Annotated in this window: 17 protein-coding genes and 1 riboswitch; of the genes, 12 read left to right on the plus strand and 5 right to left on the minus strand. The window is 58.3% G+C overall.

All coding sequences use genetic code 11. From position 1 onward, the window contains the following. Window positions 1–5: 5 nt before the first annotated feature. Both fabB and fabA read right to left on the minus strand, forming a co-directional pair. Window positions 6–1,235 carry a beta-ketoacyl-ACP synthase I gene (gene fabB / locus GS614_RS14595; RefSeq protein WP_171117367.1) on the minus strand — a complete coding sequence of 410 codons (1,230 nt, stop codon included), beginning with the start codon at window positions 1,233–1,235 and terminating at the stop codon, window positions 6–8. A 31-nt stretch (window positions 1,236–1,266) separates the two neighbouring features. Beyond that, window positions 1,267–1,776 carry a bifunctional 3-hydroxydecanoyl-ACP dehydratase/trans-2-decenoyl-ACP isomerase gene (gene fabA / locus GS614_RS14600; RefSeq protein ID WP_152457158.1) on the minus strand — a complete coding sequence of 170 codons (510 nt, stop codon included), beginning with the start codon at window positions 1,774–1,776 and terminating at the stop codon, window positions 1,267–1,269. A gap of 186 nt (window positions 1,777–1,962) precedes the next feature. Here fabA and irrA point away from each other — a divergent pair, with 186 nt between their 5' ends. Continuing rightward, the gene (irrA, locus tag GS614_RS14605) at window positions 1,963–2,379 is read left to right on the plus strand and encodes an iron response transcriptional regulator IrrA (RefSeq protein WP_117872833.1); all 417 of its coding nucleotides are present in this window, start codon (window positions 1,963–1,965) and stop codon (window positions 2,377–2,379) included. 6 nt (window positions 2,380–2,385) lie between these two features. Here the strand turns inward: irrA and GS614_RS14610 are convergent, their stop codons facing one another. Beyond that, complete coding sequence (locus GS614_RS14610) at window positions 2,386–3,282, minus strand: LysR family transcriptional regulator (RefSeq protein WP_171330050.1); 897 nt, start codon at window positions 3,280–3,282, stop codon at window positions 2,386–2,388. Window positions 3,283–3,365: 83 nt separating this feature from the next. On the opposite strand from GS614_RS14610, the gene GS614_RS14615 reads away from it, so the two are divergent. Then, window positions 3,366–4,187 carry a phytanoyl-CoA dioxygenase family protein gene (locus GS614_RS14615; RefSeq protein WP_171330052.1) on the plus strand — a complete coding sequence of 274 codons (822 nt, stop codon included), beginning with the start codon at window positions 3,366–3,368 and terminating at the stop codon, window positions 4,185–4,187. On the opposite strand, the gene GS614_RS14620 is transcribed toward GS614_RS14615, so the two are convergent. Beyond that, on the minus strand, window positions 4,170–5,033 hold the full coding sequence (locus GS614_RS14620) for a hypothetical protein (RefSeq protein ID WP_171726654.1): 864 nt from the start codon (window positions 5,031–5,033) through the stop codon (window positions 4,170–4,172). The two genes, GS614_RS14615 and GS614_RS14620, sit on opposite strands and share 18 nt — an antisense overlap. A 123-nt stretch (window positions 5,034–5,156) precedes the next feature. Here GS614_RS14620 and miaB point away from each other — a divergent pair, with 123 nt between their 5' ends. From miaB to cmk, 10 genes are all read left to right on the plus strand, one after another. Continuing rightward, window positions 5,157–6,476 carry a tRNA (N6-isopentenyl adenosine(37)-C2)-methylthiotransferase MiaB gene (gene miaB, locus GS614_RS14625; protein WP_171726655.1) on the plus strand — a complete coding sequence of 440 codons (1,320 nt, stop codon included), beginning with the start codon at window positions 5,157–5,159 and terminating at the stop codon, window positions 6,474–6,476. Window positions 6,477–6,648: 172 nt separating this feature from the next. Next, the gene (locus GS614_RS14630; protein ID WP_367396956.1) at window positions 6,649–7,413 is read left to right on the plus strand and encodes an outer membrane protein; all 765 of its coding nucleotides are present in this window, start codon (window positions 6,649–6,651) and stop codon (window positions 7,411–7,413) included. 135 nt (window positions 7,414–7,548) lie between these two features. After that, the gene (locus GS614_RS14635) at window positions 7,549–8,571 is read left to right on the plus strand and encodes a PhoH family protein (protein ID WP_152457164.1); all 1,023 of its coding nucleotides are present in this window, start codon (window positions 7,549–7,551) and stop codon (window positions 8,569–8,571) included. 36 nt (window positions 8,572–8,607) lie between these two features. Further along, window positions 8,608–9,102 carry an rRNA maturation RNase YbeY gene (gene ybeY, locus GS614_RS14640; RefSeq protein WP_171330058.1) on the plus strand — a complete coding sequence of 165 codons (495 nt, stop codon included), beginning with the start codon at window positions 8,608–8,610 and terminating at the stop codon, window positions 9,100–9,102. A gap of 36 nt (window positions 9,103–9,138) precedes the next feature. Continuing rightward, entirely contained in the window at window positions 9,139–10,026 is an 888-nt protein-coding gene (locus GS614_RS14645) for a hemolysin family protein (protein ID WP_171330060.1), read from the plus strand. Beyond that, the gene (gene lnt, locus GS614_RS14650) at window positions 10,023–11,528 is read left to right on the plus strand and encodes an apolipoprotein N-acyltransferase (protein ID WP_171726656.1); all 1,506 of its coding nucleotides are present in this window, start codon (window positions 10,023–10,025) and stop codon (window positions 11,526–11,528) included. The genes GS614_RS14645 and lnt overlap by 4 nt, the downstream gene beginning before the upstream one ends. A gap of 41 nt (window positions 11,529–11,569) precedes the next feature. After that, window positions 11,570–11,619: riboswitch (SAM-SAH riboswitch) on the plus strand. A 5-nt stretch (window positions 11,620–11,624) separates the two neighbouring features. Beyond that, complete coding sequence (gene metK / locus GS614_RS14655) at window positions 11,625–12,806, plus strand: methionine adenosyltransferase (protein WP_171229546.1); 1,182 nt, start codon at window positions 11,625–11,627, stop codon at window positions 12,804–12,806. A gap of 97 nt (window positions 12,807–12,903) precedes the next feature. Then, window positions 12,904–13,614 (plus strand): tRNA (guanosine(46)-N7)-methyltransferase TrmB, encoded by a 711-nt coding sequence (trmB, locus tag GS614_RS14660; protein ID WP_171726657.1) that lies wholly within the window; start codon window positions 12,904–12,906, stop codon window positions 13,612–13,614. A gap of 68 nt (window positions 13,615–13,682) precedes the next feature. Beyond that, window positions 13,683–15,029: a 3-phosphoshikimate 1-carboxyvinyltransferase gene (gene aroA / locus GS614_RS14665; RefSeq protein WP_171726658.1), complete on the plus strand. Its 1,347-nt coding sequence runs from the start codon at window positions 13,683–13,685 to the stop codon at window positions 15,027–15,029. After that, window positions 15,026–15,643 (plus strand): (d)CMP kinase, encoded by a 618-nt coding sequence (gene cmk / locus GS614_RS14670; RefSeq protein ID WP_170344919.1) that lies wholly within the window; start codon window positions 15,026–15,028, stop codon window positions 15,641–15,643. The genes aroA and cmk overlap by 4 nt, the downstream gene beginning before the upstream one ends. A 22-nt stretch (window positions 15,644–15,665) precedes the next feature. Here the strand turns inward: cmk and GS614_RS14675 are convergent, their stop codons facing one another. Further along, a complete protein-coding gene (locus tag GS614_RS14675) occupies window positions 15,666–16,142 on the minus strand; it encodes a YHS domain-containing (seleno)protein (protein WP_171726659.1) in 477 nt (158 codons plus the stop codon). Between the last annotated feature and the right edge of the window lie 167 nt (window positions 16,143–16,309).

Consider the following 16,309-nt stretch of genomic DNA (forward strand, 5'->3'; position numbering starts at 1 on the left):
TACTTTCACCCGTTATACTTTGAAAGAACCATGGACCCGTTTGTGCCGCCAAAGCCGAAGCTGTTGGTCATGACACTGTCCAGTCCTGCGTTTTCAACCACTTGAGTTGCAATTTCACCGGGCTGAATGCCTTCGGCAAGCGTGTCGACATTGATCGATGGTGTAATGAAATCATTTTCCAGCATCAGCAGGCAGAAAATAGTTTCAAGCGCGCCCGCCGCGCCCTGAGCGTGGCCTGTCATCGACTTTGTCGAGGAGATGGGGGGTACGTTGCCTTCGCCAAAGATGCGGCGCACCGCCTCTACCTCACCCACATCGCCGACGGGGGTCGAGGTGCCGTGGGCATTGATATAGCCGACCTTGCGCCCCTCGGGCAGGGTACTCAGAGCAAGTCTCATCGCGCGCTCGCCGCCCTCACCTGAAGGAGCAACCATGTCGTGGCCGTCTGAAGTTGCGGCATAACCCGTAACTTCAGCATAAATCTTGGCGCCGCGGGCCAGGGCGTGGTCCAGCTCTTCCAGAACAACGATTCCACCGCCGCCCGAAATCACGAAACCATCGCGGTTTTCGTCGAACGCGCGCGAGGCTTTGTCGGGTGTGTCATTATATTTCGACGACATCGCGCCCATTGCATCGAACAGGCAGGAAAGCGTCCAGTCCAGTTCTTCACCGCCGCCGGCGAACATCACGTCCTGCTTGCCAAGCATGATCTGTTCTGCCGCGTTGCCGATGCAATGCAGCGAGGTCGAGCAGGCCGACGTGATCGAATAGTTGATGCCCTTGATCTTGAACGCGGTCGCCAGATTGGCCGAGATCGTCGAGCACATGCATTTCGGCACGGCGAACGGCCCGATGCGCTTGGTCGCGCCCGTTTTCAGAACGGTCTGATGCGCCGTCAGCATCGCGCTGGTCGAAGGTCCGCCAGAGCCCGCAACCAGCCCGGTGCGTGGATTGACGATCTGGTCTTCGGTCAGACCAGAATCGGCAATCGCCTGGCTCATGGCGATATGTGCATAGGCCGCCCCTGGACCCATGAAGCGCAATGTGCGCTTGTCCACATGCTGGGCCACGTCGATCTTGAGCGTTCCTGCGATCTGGCTGCGAAAACCATGTTCCGCCATCTGTTCGCTGGCCACGATCCCGGATTTACCTGCTTTGAGCGAGGTCAGTACCTCTTCGGCATTGTTCCCGATCGAGGACACAACCCCCAGACCGGTGACGACTACTCGACGCATGTGCGCACTCCTTGTTTCAGACCGTTCAGGCTCAGGCCTCGGACAGAACGACCTTCATGTCCTTGACATCATAAATCATCTCGCCATCGGCTTCGACAATGCCATCCGCCACACCCATTGTCAGGCGGCGCGTTTGAATCGCTTTTTTGAAATCGATTTTATACGTCAGCATCTTGCGGTCCGGGCGCACCATGCCGGTCAGCTTTACTTCGCCGACGCCAACGGCCATGCCGCGCCCCTGCCATCCACGCCAGCCAAGGTTGAAACCGGTCAGTTGCCAAAGCCCGTCCAGCCCCAGACAGCCCGGCATGATCGGGTTGCCCGGAAAGTGGCACTCAAAGAACCAAAGGTCGGGTGTGATGTCGAATTCGGCCAGCACATGGCCCTTGCCGTGCAGACCACCATCGGCAGAGATGTCGGTGATCCGGTCCATCATCAGCATCGGTGGGGCGGGCAATTGTGCGTTGCCGGGGCCAAATAACTCACCGCGAGCGCATTTCAGCAGATCATCTTTGTCAAAACTGCTAGGGAACTGGGCCATTCTGCCACCTTTCCTGCCGGGGGTCTGTCTTTTCATCTGGCTTCGTCTAACACCCGTTTGCAAGGTCCTGCAAGAGCGGCGCGCCACATCATGTTGTGTTGGTTCTTATCTTGCGAATGAATTTCATTTGTAATTGCCGGTGATGCGCCCCTATATATATAGGCAGCAATAACGGGTATCGGATCGATGACACCTCAGAGCCGCGAAATCGCAACAGGTTGGCTGGTGAATGCCGGCTTGCGACCGACGCGTCAGCGCGTGGCGCTGGCCGAGCTTCTGGTGGGCGACGGCCGCCATCGCCATGTCACCGCAGAAAGCCTTTTTGAATCGGCAAAGGCGAATGGGGATGCGGTGTCTCTGGCAACGGTCTACAACACCCTGCGTGCTTTCTGCGATGCAGGCGTCCTGCAAGAAATCACAGTGGACGGATCGAAAAGCTATTTCGACACGAACACACACGATCATCCTCACTTTTATTGGGAAGACGACGCAAGGCTAAGTGATGCGCCGTCGGATCAGCTGGTCATTCAGCGCCTTCCCGAGGCGCCGGAAGGTGTCGAAATCGCCTCTGTCGATGTCGTCATTCGCTTGCGCAGGAAGTAACAGACCTTAAACGCCTGTCAGCCCGGCCACCAAAACACGTTCGGCCTTTTCTATGACCGTGTCAGAGGGCCCTGTACCGTGCCGTGCCAGAACGACGGATTCTGCTGTGTCCGGATTGGCAATCGGTACGCTGACCAGATGCTTGTTGTCATAGCTGACGCTGCTGGGTGGGCTGGTATAGCTGATCCCGATTCCCTCACCATGGGCGGCAAGGCTGCGTTGGATTTCAAGGGATGCGGCCCGGTGCGCGACGGTAGGGCGCAGCCCGTTCTGCCGGAACAGGCCGAGAATGTGTTGGGCGGACAAACCTTCCGAAGACAGAATCAGCGGATAACCCTCCAGCAACGCAAGGGTGACTTCCGTGGTTGTCGCCAATGGATGATCCGGGGACATCAACGCCTTCGGTTTGCTGTCGAACAGCTTTGTACGGGCGAACCCCGCATCCATGGTCAGGTCGTATGTGATTGCAATGTCAATCTGGCCATCCATCAATCCATTCAGCAGCCCTTCGAAGGACCCGGCCACATATGTAAGGTTGATATCAGTGAACCTGTCTCGGAGAAGTTGCAGGGCCGGGGCCAAAAGGAAGGGGGCCAGGTCCGTAAAGCAGCCCAATCTCAGCCTGGTGGTGCCCGGCGCAGAGGTATCGGACGTTTCGATTCGCGCAGCATTTTTCAACAAGACCTCGGCCTGGTCTATGAACGCACGTCCCTGGGGTGTCAGTGCCATGGCTGCACCTCGGCGGCGAACGAACAGCGGATACCCCAAATGGGCTTCAACACGCGTCAGCGCAGTGGACAAGGCCGGTTGCGAAACATTGAGATGCTGGGCTGCCGCCGACAAACTGCCGTGACGCCCGACTGCACAGACATATTCATATTGGCGCAGTGAAATATATAACATGAGCTTAATAATAACTTTGAAAGATATGATTTGAACAGAATACATTTTTCCGGGCAAAAACAAAAAAACTTCAGGAGCTTCCGATGCCACACCCTCTTGTTTCTCAGCAGATGATCGACACTTATCAGGCCGACGGCGTCGTACTGGTCAAAGGGCTGTTTGCGGATCACGTGGATCAACTGCGCGATGGTGTGGCCGTGAATATGGCCGATCCCGGTCCCTATGCCTCGGAAAACAAGAAGGCGGGTGAAACAGGTCGTTTCTTTGATGATTACTGCAATTGGACTCGGATTCCGCAGTTCCGCGACGTGATCGAGACGTCTCCCGCAGCTGAGGTTGCCGCGGATCTGATGCAATCGAGACGCGTTCAGATGTTTCACGATCACGTGCTGGTCAAGGAACCCGGTACGTCGATGGCGACACCGTGGCATCAGGACGGCCCATATTATTTCGTCGAGGGGCGGCAGACGATCAGCTTCTGGTCTCCGCTTGATCCGGTCAGGCAGGCGACGCTGCGGTGTGTCGCCGGGTCGCACCGATGGGAGAAAGAAGTTCTGCCGACCCGATGGGTTTCCGAGGACGGCTTTTTCCCGGATGAAGGTCAGTACATCCCCGTGCCGGATCCGGATGCCGAAGGTATGAAGATCGTCGAATTCGAGATGGAGCCCGGCGATGCCGTTGCTTTCAACTATCGCACGCTACACGGTGCGCGCGGAAACCAGTCGGACAGCCGTCGCCGCGCCTTTTCACTGCGGCTGGTGGGCGACGATGCCCGGTATGTAGAGCGCCCCGGCCGAACCTCGCCCCCGTTTCCCGGTCATGACATGACGCCGGGACAGCGCCTGCGCGAGGATTGGTTTCCGATCTTGTTGCAGCGCCAGGCCGGCTCAGAACCACTGACCTGATTCGATCAGCCCGAGATCCAGCAGCTGGCGGGACTGCCATTCAAACGGCACCGAGTTGCGCCAGCGAAAGCTTCGGATGTCAAAGGTTGACCCTGCATTGGATTTCAGCGCCTTCGCGGCACGGAAGGAACAAATGGCGGCCGTCAGGTTGTGATGCCAGGGACAGGAATAGGTATTGTATTCCGGTTCGTTGAACGTGTGATCGGGTCTCAGCACCAGGTTTTTTTGCGCTTTGAACAATGCGATGCGGTCGATCCTGCGACGTTCGTAGGGGATGTGGTCCTCGAACCGCCATCGCAACCCGCCTGAAAGATCCACCTGACGGTCCAGCGGTTGGCCGCTTGGGTCGTGGCGGGTATGGGCATAATAGCCAACGCTGTCGAACATGGCCTGATCGGGGGCCACTCCATTGGGATGTGCGGTCAGATCCTCAGCGTATAGGTCAACGACATAGCTGAGCATCGCATTGCGACGCTCTTCACCATGAAAGACAAGCATCTCGCCCACGCTGCGCGTTTCGCAGTAGGGAAAGAATAGGTATTCGGCGTTGTAGCAATAATACATCCAGATGCCGGGTGCGGCCTGAATTATCCTGTTTATGGTTTCGAACACGACCAGCCGGGGAACACATTTCAAATTGACCCGATGTACCTTGGCGGACAGGTCCTCTGTCAGGTGAAACTCGTCCGGGGCAAAGACGATCACGGATTTGAAGCCGAGCCTTAGATGATGGTGCAGCGTGCTGGCCAGCTCCACGTCGTCCTCGGCAAAAATCAATGCTACGGGGCCTTTGGCCAGTGCGGCCTGTCCCGATTTCAGGAAATGGTCGAGGGAATCGTACGTCATCGGGTGCTTTTTGGTCCGGTCTTGCTGGAAAGTCCTGCCAAATTCGGGTAATTGCGCCCGCATTGCAAGCGGCGTTCGAAGCGTATAGATGACGCCGATCCAGCGAATGCAAAGGCCCGTCCCATGTCCGAACCGAAGAAGCTGTTTATCAAGACTTATGGCTGTCAGATGAACGTCTATGACAGTGAACGCATGTCCGAGGCGCTGGGCGGGCAGGGCTATGTCGAAACCAAAACGCCTGACGATGCCGACATGATTCTGCTGAACACTTGTCACATCCGCGAAAAAGCGGCTGAGAAAGTGTATTCGGAACTCGGTCGCTTCAAGGGTCTGAAGGCCGAAAAGCCTGACCTGAAGATCGGTGTGGCAGGCTGTGTTGCGCAGGCCGAAGGTGAAGAAATCATGCGCCGCCAGCCGCTGGTCGATCTGGTCGTCGGTCCGCAAAGCTATCACCGTTTGCCCGAGATGGAGGCCAGGACCCGTGCGGGCGAAAAGGCGCTGGACACCGATTTCCCCGAGGAAGACAAGTTCGAAAAACTGAAAAACCGTCCCAAGGCCAAGCGCGGCCCGACGGCGTTTCTGACTGTTCAGGAAGGGTGCGACAAGTTCTGCGCCTTCTGCGTGGTGCCTTATACGCGTGGGGCCGAAGTCAGCCGCCCCGCGGATCGCATCATCCGCGAAGCCCATGATCTGGTTGAACGCGGCGTGCGCGAGATCACGCTGCTAGGTCAGAACGTGAACGCCTATCACGGGGCCGGCCCCGACGGAGACATGACCCTGGCAGGGCTGATCTGGGAACTGAACAAGGTTGACGGGCTGGAACGTATTCGTTTCACCACGTCGCACCCCAATGACATGGCCGACGACCTGATCGAGGCACATGGCAGCTGTGAGAAACTGATGCCGTATCTGCACCTGCCGGTTCAGTCGGGCTCGGACCGTATCCTCAAGCGAATGAATCGCAGCCACACGGCAGAAAGCTATCTGCGCCTGATCGAACGCATTCGTGCGGCGCGCCCGGATATCGTGATGTCAGGGGATTTCATCGTCGGCTTCCCCGAAGAAACCGAAGAGGATTTTCAGGCAACGTTGGATTTGGTTGAAGAGGTCAAATACGGCTACGCCTATTCCTTCAAGTATTCCACACGCCCGGGAACACCGGCGGCCGAACGGGCTCAGGTTGATCCGGCTGCGGCGGATGATCGATTGCAGCGCCTTCAGGCCCTTATCACAAGACACCAAAGGGAAATTCAGGACGGTATGGTCGGTCGTACAGTCCGCGTTTTGTTTGAAAAACCGGGCCGCCTGCCGGGCCAGATGGTCGGAAAATCCGAGTATCTGCATTCGGTGCACGTGAAGGGCACCGGGATTGCCGTTGGTGATCTGAAAGAGGTCCGGATCACCGACTCGGGCGCCAATTCTTTGGCGGGTGAGCTGCTCTGAGTCGGTAAGATTCCGCCGTTCAGACACCATAGTTGGTGTTTGTTTCGAAAATTTACCCTTGATTTATTGCTTGGAACTATGCTCGGAGAGGAGCCATGTTTTTTCAGGCGCCGTTTTTGCGTCAAAAAAACGATTATTCGCCGATCCCGAGATCGGAGTGATGGAGGTACGAGTGCCAATCTTGAACAGCTTCAGGACCCTGAGCCTAGTGAAAACCTTGCCTTTGGCCTCGGTTGTCACTTTTTTTGCCAGCGCGACGATTGCCGGAGACCTGAAGGGCACGACAACCGATCCTGTCGTTATCAGCCCCAAGAAGTTCAGCAGTGACGTCAGTGCATTTTACCTGGGGATTGCTGGCGGCTACGCATCTGGCTGGGACGATCGATTTGGTCTGAGAACGCCCGCCGGGCTGTTTGATATTGGCGACCTGAACGTATCCGGCGCATACGGTGGCTTTCGTGGTGGCTGGCGTGGTGTTCTGCCTTCAAGGTGGGGGCGTGATTTCGTTTATGGTTTTGAAGTCAGTTATGATTTCGGATCCTTGGACGATAGTGTCAGAACCCAGATCTCTGGTGCCGATGTTCAGGGTGGGACAGAGGTTTCTGACGTTTTGTCCCTCAGGTACCGAAGCGGCCTGACAAGTCGAAACGGTCGGGTTCTGTACTTTTTCAGTGTCGGTTACTTGTGGGGGGATGTTGAGACAACCAACAATATCGCAACGGGGACTTCGACACAGAATTTTGCGGTGTCGGATCGGCGGGGCGGATATACCGCAAGCATCGGTGCCGAACACAAGCTGACAGACAATTGGTCGGTCACCGGCGAATACGAATACGTCCAGTTCAAATCCGAAGACGTTCAATTCGGTTCGGGCTTTTCCACGAAGTCCACACCGAAATACGGCGGCTTGAGATTCGGGCTGAACTATACGTTCTGATGCGCGTCTGACAGGCTTTTTCTTTTGTATGATCGGCGCTTTTGTCATCTGTGGGCTTATTTTTGAAACTGTGGCTTGCGCCCACCGAGATTTGTTGTCTACGCTCAGGGTGAACTGCCAAGACAGGAGAACGGATTGGCCATCGGTGCCCTGACCCCACCGCAAGACGAAATGCCCCAACGCGAGGCGTTTTTAGAGTTTCCCGACAACCGATTGTTGATTGACCTGTGCGGCGAATACGACCGCAATCTGACCGACATCGAAAGCAAGCTTTCCGTCCAGATCGTACGCCGCGGCAATCAGCTTGTCGTGATGGGCGATGAAGACGCCCAGAAGCAGGCTATTGAGGTGCTTCAATCGCTTTACACGCGATTGGAAGGCGGGCGCGAGGTCGAGGCCGCGGACGTGGACCGAGAACTGCGGATGGGTGGTTCGGAACAGGGGACCGGCAGCCGCGACGGCGATCAGTTGGAAATGTTTAAGGGCGGTTCAGTCGAAATCAAAACCCGCAAGAAACTGGTGGAACCGCGCACGGACGCCCAGAAGGCTTATGTGCAGTCACTGTTTCAAAATGAGCTTGCATTTGGCATCGGGCCAGCTGGCACGGGGAAAACCTATCTGGCTGTCGCCGTGGGCGTGTCGATGTTCATTGGCGGCCATGTGGATCGAATCATCCTCAGCCGCCCGGCGGTCGAGGCGGGTGAAAAACTGGGCTATCTGCCCGGTGACATGAAGGACAAGGTCGATCCCTACATGCAGCCGCTGTACGACGCGCTGAATGATTTTCTGCCCGGCAAGCAGTTGGCCAAGCTGATCGAGGAAAAGCGAATCGAAATAGCGCCGCTGGCGTTCATGCGTGGACGCACGTTGGCCAATGCTTTTGTAGTGCTGGACGAGGCACAGAACGCCACGACCATGCAGATGAAGATGTTCCTGACTCGTCTGGGCGAAGGCAGCCGCATGGTAATCACCGGCGACAGGTCTCAGGTGGATTTGCCACGCGGCGTTCAGTCGGGTTTGCAGGATGCGGAAAGACTGTTGAAAACGATCCCCAACATCAGTTTCAACTATTTCACGTCCAAGGACGTGGTTCGCCACCCGCTTGTGGCCGCGATCATCGAAGCGTATGAGGCGGATGCGGGCCGCGAAACCAGTTGATTGCAAGGCTCATTCACAGGGCTGTTGTGCGATAAGATGAATCTGGAACTCACTGTCGAAGACGACCGGTGGCAAGGGCTTGAAGCTTTGTCGCGGCAAGCAATATCTGCCGTCCTGTCCCATGCGGAACTGGACCCTGAGCTTTGCGAGATCAGCGTTCTGGGATGCGATGATTCGCGCATTTCGGAGCTGAACGCCGAGTTTCGCGGCAAACCAGCCGCCACCAATGTTCTGAGCTGGCCGGCAGAAGACTTGGCCCCGGAGGAAGCCGGGCAAGCGCCGCATCCGCCAAAGCCGGATTTCACCGGTGAAATTCCTTTGGGCGATATTGCGATTTCCTTCGACACCTGCGCGCGTGAGGCGGATGAGGCAGGCAAGGGCATTGACGATCACGTCATTCATTTGCTTGTTCACGGAACGTTGCATTTGCTGGGATATGATCACATTCGTGACCCCGATGCCGCTTTGATGGAAGGGATTGAGGTCGAGATACTTGGCAAGTTGGGTATAGATGACCCATATAAGGTATAAGGTGGGTCAAGCGACCCGATCAGTTGGAACAAGGTAATGGGCGAAACAGACGGCAGTTCTAGGGCAGCGCAAAGCGCGCAACCTCAGGACAGCGGCAATGATACAGAAGAGAAAAGCGGGTTTATTTCTCGAATTTTCGACGCGTTTTCGGGTCATGAGACTCAGCAAAGCCCGGTGATGAATGGGCAGAGCGCAGCGGCAGCTCGGCCTCACGGGATGATGAACCTGCGCCGGATGCGCGTCGAAGACGTGGCCATTCCAACGGCCGAGATCATCGCGGTTCCTTCTACCATCACCAAGGATGAACTGGCCGACGTGTTCCGGGACAGTGGGTTGTCCAGAATCCCGGTCTATGAAGGAACGCTGGATACGCCGTTGGGCTTCGTTCACCTCAAGGACTTCGCACTGACCCATGGTTTCAATGGCGGTGCCGACAAGTTTGACCTGAAATCCATGTTGCGCACGCTTTTGTTTGTGCCGCCTTCAATGCCGATCGGTGTCCTGCTGACCAAGATGCAGACCGAACGTCGCCATATGGCGTTGGTTATTGATGAGTATGGCGGCGTCGACGGGCTGCTGACGATCGAAGACTTGATCGAGCAGGTCGTGGGTGAGATCGCGGACGAACACGATGCAGACGAAGATCAGCTTTGGGTGCAGGAAAAGCCGGGCTGTTACGTTGTGCAGGCACGTGTGCCGCTTGAGGACTTCGAAGCCGAGATCGGCAGATCCTTGACCAGCCACGAGGATGTGGATGAAGAAGACATCGACACGCTGGGGGGGCTAGTGTTCATGCTGTCCGGGCGTGTTCCGGCACGGGGTGAGGTCGTGATCCATCCGGAAGGGCCGGAATTCGAAGTGATTGAAGCCGACCCGCGACGCATCAAACGGTTGCGCGTCATGCTGCCGGACGTCGCTGCATGACGCCTCTCCGGGGCTGGCCGTCATCGTTGAGATTGTTTGCCGCCGCCGCACTGGGCGCCTTCGGCGCTTTTGGCCAGGCACCGCATGGGTATTGGGGCGCTACGGTTGTTGCACTGGTTTTGATCGTTCCGGTGTTCCTTGGCAGTGAAACCCGTGCTCGCGCGGGGTGGATCGGCTGGTTCTTCGCCACCGGCTATTTTGCCCATGCGCTCAGCTGGATCATCGAGCCCTTCCAGGTGGATGCAGAGCGCCACGCCTGGATGGCACCGTTTGCGCTGGTTTTCATGGCCGGCGGGCTCGCCCTGTTCTGGGCAATTGCGTTTCGACTGGCGCGGCATGTTGGCGCGACCGCCATGCAGCAAAGCGTTTTGCTGATCGCAACGCTGTCGCTGGCTGAACTGGCACGGGGATACGTGCTGACCGGGTTCCCCTGGGGCGGAGTGGCGCAAATCTGGGTGAATACGCCCGTGGCGCAATTGCTGTCTCTGGTAGGGCCGTATGGCCTGAATGCGCTGACATTTGCCGTGGCGTTTCCGATAGGGGCGGCACTGGCTCAGGAAAGACGCTTGCGGGCACTGGTCCGTCCACTGGGATTTTCAGCTGTGGCGGCGGTGCTGGCGATTGGCTATACGTCGATGCGGCCAACGGTTCAGGAAGGCCCGCACACAGTTCGTGTTGTTCAGCCCAACGCCCCGCAGCACCAAAAGTGGGACCCGGCATATGCGCCCTTGTTCTTTGCCCGTCAGATTGAATATTCCGCCGCTTTGCCCAGACCGGACCTGATCGTCTGGCCCGAGACCGCAGTTCCAGCCTGGCTGGGCAGCGCGCAACCGTATTTGACGGCCATTGCGGATGCCGCTCAGGGGACGCCCGTGGTTTTGGGGATCCAGCGCGGAGACGGCCAGAGGATTTTCAACTCGATGGTCTATCTGGACGAAGCCGGGCAGCAGGGCGGTCTGTATGACAAACACCATCTGGCCCCGTTTGGAGAATATGTGCCTTTTGGCGAGTTGATGGGCCGTTTTGGGATTTATGGGATGGCGGCCACAACGGGGCATGGATTCAGCGCAGGGCCGGGGCCCGAGCTCTTGGGCCTTGGCAAATTGGGAAAGGCGCTGCCTCTGATCTGTTACGAAGCCGTGTTCCCGCAGGATGTGAACGGGGCGGCGGGTCGGGCGGACTTTCTGTTGCAGATCACCAATGACGCATGGTTCGGAACGCGTTCGGGACCGTTTCAGCATCTGGCACAGGCCCGGATGAGGGCAATTGAACAGGGTCTGCCGATGATCCGTTCAGCCAATACCGGCATATCGGCCATGATTGACCCATTGGGTCAGGTCACGGCCTCAATGGCGCTGGGCAAGGCGGGATACGTGGATGCGATCCTGCCGCAGCCACATCAGCCAACAGTTTATTCCCGCATCGGGGACAGCCCTGTTCTTGGACTGCTATTGTTTCTTGCTGCATTGGCGTGGTTCAACATCCGTCGCCTGACCAAATAATTTAAGATTGACCCCATCTTTAAGCGAGCGTATGCGTCTGTGACCTGTCACAACGGCTTCCTGGCGTGGCGGAGAAACCCCTAATGGAGCGCATTTATGTCCCGACAGAACTATACATTTACTTCGGAATCCGTTTCCGAAGGGCATCCCGACAAGGTCTGTGACCGCATCTCGGATGCTGTCCTTGATGCATTTCTCAATGAAGAACCAGAAGCCCGTGTGGCCTGCGAAACCTTCGCCACGACCAACCGGGTTGTGATCGGTGGCGAAGTAGGTCTGTCTGATCAAGACAAGCTGCACGATTACATGGGACGCATCGAACAGATCGCCCGCGACTGTGTCAAAGACATCGGTTACGAGCAGGACAAGTTTCACCACGAAACCGTCGAAGTAACCAATCTGCTGCACGAACAATCCGCCCATATCGCTCAGGGCGTTGATGCTGCGGATGACAAGGACGAGGGTGCCGGCGACCAGGGCATCATGTTCGGTTATGCCACGACTGAAACTCCGGCGCTGATGCCCGCACCGATCCAGTATTCGCACGCTATCCTGCGGCGACTGGCGGAAGTACGCAAGAATGGTACCGAACCTGCTTTGGGCCCTGATGCAAAGTCGCAGCTTTCAGTCGTTTATCGCGACGGCAAGCCGGTTGGCGTCAGCTCGATCGTTCTGTCTACGCAGCATCTGGATGAAGCGTTGTCTTCGGATGATATCCGCGCCATCGTCGAGCCTTATATCCGCGAAACCCTGCCTGACGGCTGGCTGTCGGCCGAAACCGAATGGCACGTCAACCCGACCGGCAAATTCGTTATCGGCGGACCGGATGGTGACGCGGGCCTGACCGGGCGCAAGATCATCGTGGATACCTATGGCGGTGCGGCCCCTCATGGCGGCGGCGCGTTCTCGGGCAAAGACCCGACCAAGGTTGACCGCTCGGCAGCATACGCAGCACGCTATCTGGCCAAAAACGTCGTGGCGGCCGGCATGGCCGAACGCTGCACGATTCAGCTGAGCTATGCGATTGGCGTGTCCAAGCCGCTGTCGATCTATGCCGACACGCACGGAACCGGCCAATTGGCGGATGCGGTTATCGAAAAAGCTGTGGGTGAGGTCATGGATCTGACACCGCGCGGCATTCGCCAGCATCTGCAACTGAACAAACCGATCTATCAGCGCACAGCTGCTTACGGCCACTTTGGTCGCCAGCCGAGCGATGATGGGGGTTTCAGCTGGGAGCGCACCGATCTGGTCGATGCGTTGAAATCCGCAGTTTGATCTGAACAACACAAAGCGCGCCTTTCAGGGCGCGCTTTTTCCTCGTGTGTACCACGCGCCCTTGCAACGTTCTCTGGCCCGCAGTATGGCGACCGCCATGAGCACCGAGACCCCACAACGCCCGCGCAGAAACTTCTATGGCCGCTTCAAGGGCAAGACCCTGAAGCCCAGCCAAAAGACCTATCTGAACGAAGATCTGGCGGCTTTGTCGCCCGGTGCGGTGGATTGGGATACAAACCCCGAACGCAGGCCGTTGGACCTGAACAAGTTGTTCGGCGGCAAGCCGGTCTGGCTGGAAGTCGGCTTTGGCGGCGGCGAGCATCTGGTTCATCAGGCGCAAAGCAACCCCGACATCGGCATCATCGGGGCCGAGCCCTATATCAACGGTGTTGCTATGCTGCTGGGTAAAATTCGGCAGGCGGGGGTTGATAACCTTGCTGTGCATCCCGGCGATGCCCGAGACCTGTTCGACGTTCTGCCAGAGGCCAGCATATCGCGCGCCTTCCTTCTGTATCCTGACCCGTGGCCCAAAACCCGGCATCATCGTCGCCGTTTCGTGACACCGGAACATCTTGAACCGTTGGCAAAGGTCTTGAAGCCCGGATCGATCTTCCGGGTCGCCACGGACATCCCCGACTATGTGCGGCAGACTCTCGAGGAAGTCCCCCGCGCCGGGTTCGAGTGGCTGGCCGAGCGCCCCGCAGATTGGCGCGAGCCGTGGGACGACTGGATTTCCACACGCTACGAGCAGAAAGCCTTGCGTGAAGGTCGCACGCCCCATTACCTGACCTTCCGCCGCAAAGACTGATTGCCGCTGGACCAACCGGTGCCAATTCGCTAATCGGCTTGAGCACTGATAGCGCAAAAGGAGCCCCCATGTCCGGACACGGAACGCCCATCCCGATGACTTCGCATCCCTGCGGCCCGCTGACCGGCACGGCAGAGGTGCCGGGCGACAAGTCGATTTCGCACCGGTCGTTGATCCTTGGCGCGATGGCTGTGGGCGAGACCAGGATCTCGGGGTTGCTCGAAGGCGAGGACGTCTTGGACACCGCAAAGGCAATGCGGGCCTTCGGGGCCGAAGTCACAGATCATGGCGGCGGCGAATGGACGGTGCATGGCGTGGGCGTCGGCGGGTTTGCCGAACCGGATCAGGTGATTGACTGCGGCAATTCCGGCACCGGAGTCCGGCTGATCATGGGTGCCATGGCGACCTCGCCGATTACGGCAACCTTTACTGGTGATGCCAGCCTGAACAAGCGCCCCATGGCGCGGGTAACGGATCCGCTTGCGCTGTTTGGGGCGCAGGCCGTAGGCCGCTCGGGGGGGCGTTTGCCCATGACGATCGTCGGTGCGTCGGACCCGACTCCGGTCCGGTACGAAGTTCCGGTGCCCTCGGCCCAGGTGAAATCCGCCGTTCTGCTGGCGGGGCTGAATGCCCCCGGTAAAACCGTGGTTATCGAGAAAGAGGCGACCCGCGATCATTCCGAGCGGATGTTGTCCGGGTTCGGTGCCGAAATCACGGTGGAAGACACCGATGAAGGCCGGGTCATCACTTTGACGGGGCGCCCCGAATTGAAGCCGCAGGTCATCGCCGTACCGCGCGACCCGTCCAGCGCGGCCTTCCCGGTTTGCGCGGCGCTGATCACGCCCGGTTCGGACGTTCTGGTGCCGGGTATCGGCCTGAACCCCACGCGCGCGGGCCTGTTCACGACGCTGCGCGAGATGGGCGCTAACCTGACCTATGAAAACGAACGCGAAGAGGGCGGCGAGCCGGTTGCCGATCTGCGCGCGAAGTACTCGCCAAACATGAAGGGCATTGACGTGCCGCCTGAACGCGCGGCCTCGATGATCGACGAATATCCCGTTTTGTCCGTGGTTGCCGCAAACGCCACGGGAACGACGATGATGGGCGGAGTGAAGGAACTCCGAGTGAAGGAAAGCGACCGCATCGACGCCATGGCACGCGGTCTGCGCGCCAACGGCGTCACGGTCAACGAGGGTGACGACTGGTGGTCGGTCGAAGGGTTGGGCATCGGCAAGGTTCCGGGCGGCGGGACGTGCGAAAGCTTCCTGGATCACCGCATTGCCATGTCCTTCATGGTGATGGGCATGGGCGCGCAGAACCCGGTAAGCGTGGATGATGGCGGCCCGATCGCGACATCCTTCCCGATTTTTGAACCGTTGATGGCGTCGCTGGGAGCAAAGGTAGAGCGCAGGTGAGCTTCACTGTCGCCATTGACGGACCTGCGGCTGCGGGCAAGGGTACGATCTCCAAAGCCGTTGCGGCGCATTTCGGGTTTGCGCATCTGGACACCGGCTTGCTGTATCGCGCCGTTGGGCGGCGTACTCTTGAAGGGTTTGGCGCGCTTGAAGCAGCGCAGGCCCTGACCGCCGAAGAGCTTGAGCAGGGTGATCTGCGCACGGCTGAAATCGCGCAGGCCGCCTCCAAAGTGGCGGTGATCCCCGAGGTTCGCGCTGCCTTGGTGGATTTTCAGCGCGCCTTTGCCCGAAGGTCAGGCGGGGCGGTCTTGGATGGGCGCGACATCGGGACAGTGATTTGTCCCAATGCCGAGGTGAAGCTGTTTGTAACGGCCAGCCCAGAGGTGCGAGCCGAACGCCGGTTTCTGGAGCTTAGCGCAAAAGGGGCTGACGTGACGCGCGAACAGGTTCTGGCAGATGTCAAAGAGCGGGATGCGCGCGACGCAGAGCGCAGCGCTGCGCCGATGAAGCCAGCTGAGGATGCAGTGCAACTGGACACAACAGACCTCAGTATCGAGGCTGCATTGGCCAAGGCGCTTGAAATCATAAGCGCAAAACTGCCCGCGACGCGCTGACGTCGCAGGCAGGGGGCAGAATTTACAGCTCGCCTACGGCGATGCTCTTGATATTTGCCCACTGTTCGTCCGCCGTTTTTGCGGTGGCGGGAACGTCCTTCAGGAAGGCCGCGCGGGTTTCGGCGTTCAGGAACAGGTACAGTTTTCCATCTGCAACCAGGTACTGATCCGGGTCTCCGTCAAACTTCTTGCCGACCGATACGCCGAACGAGCAGAACCCACCATGCTGCGGCAGGTAGGCCGCCGGGTTCGCCTCGAACGCCTCGAGGTTGGCGGCGGTGGTGAAGTAATAGGATGCACCATCATAGGTCGCCGAGTGGGTGGCGAAACCTTCGACCGGGTTGCCATCATTGACCAATGCAACCAGATCGACCCCATGTGCGGCAAGCGGGGCACCTGCGGCCGAGATGCCGTTTGACACGTTGATTTCGTCGGCGGCAAAGGCCGGGGTGGACAGGGCGATGGCGGCTGCCAGGGCGGTGAAGACGATGGTTTTCATTACACGTTTCCTTTCGGTTCTGGGTTCGGGTCGATCGGATCGTCGACCGGTGAAACATAGTTAGGGGATGAAAGCTGGACGTGTAATCGCAGATAGGCCATCAGATATTGCAGATCGTACAAGTATCTGAATGGCCAGAAGGCGCATTCACCAAGCTTTGTTTGGTC

Origin of the sequence: Ruegeria sp. HKCCD6604 (assembly GCF_013110635.1) — a bacterium.
GTDB lineage: Bacteria > Pseudomonadota > Alphaproteobacteria > Rhodobacterales > Rhodobacteraceae > Ruegeria.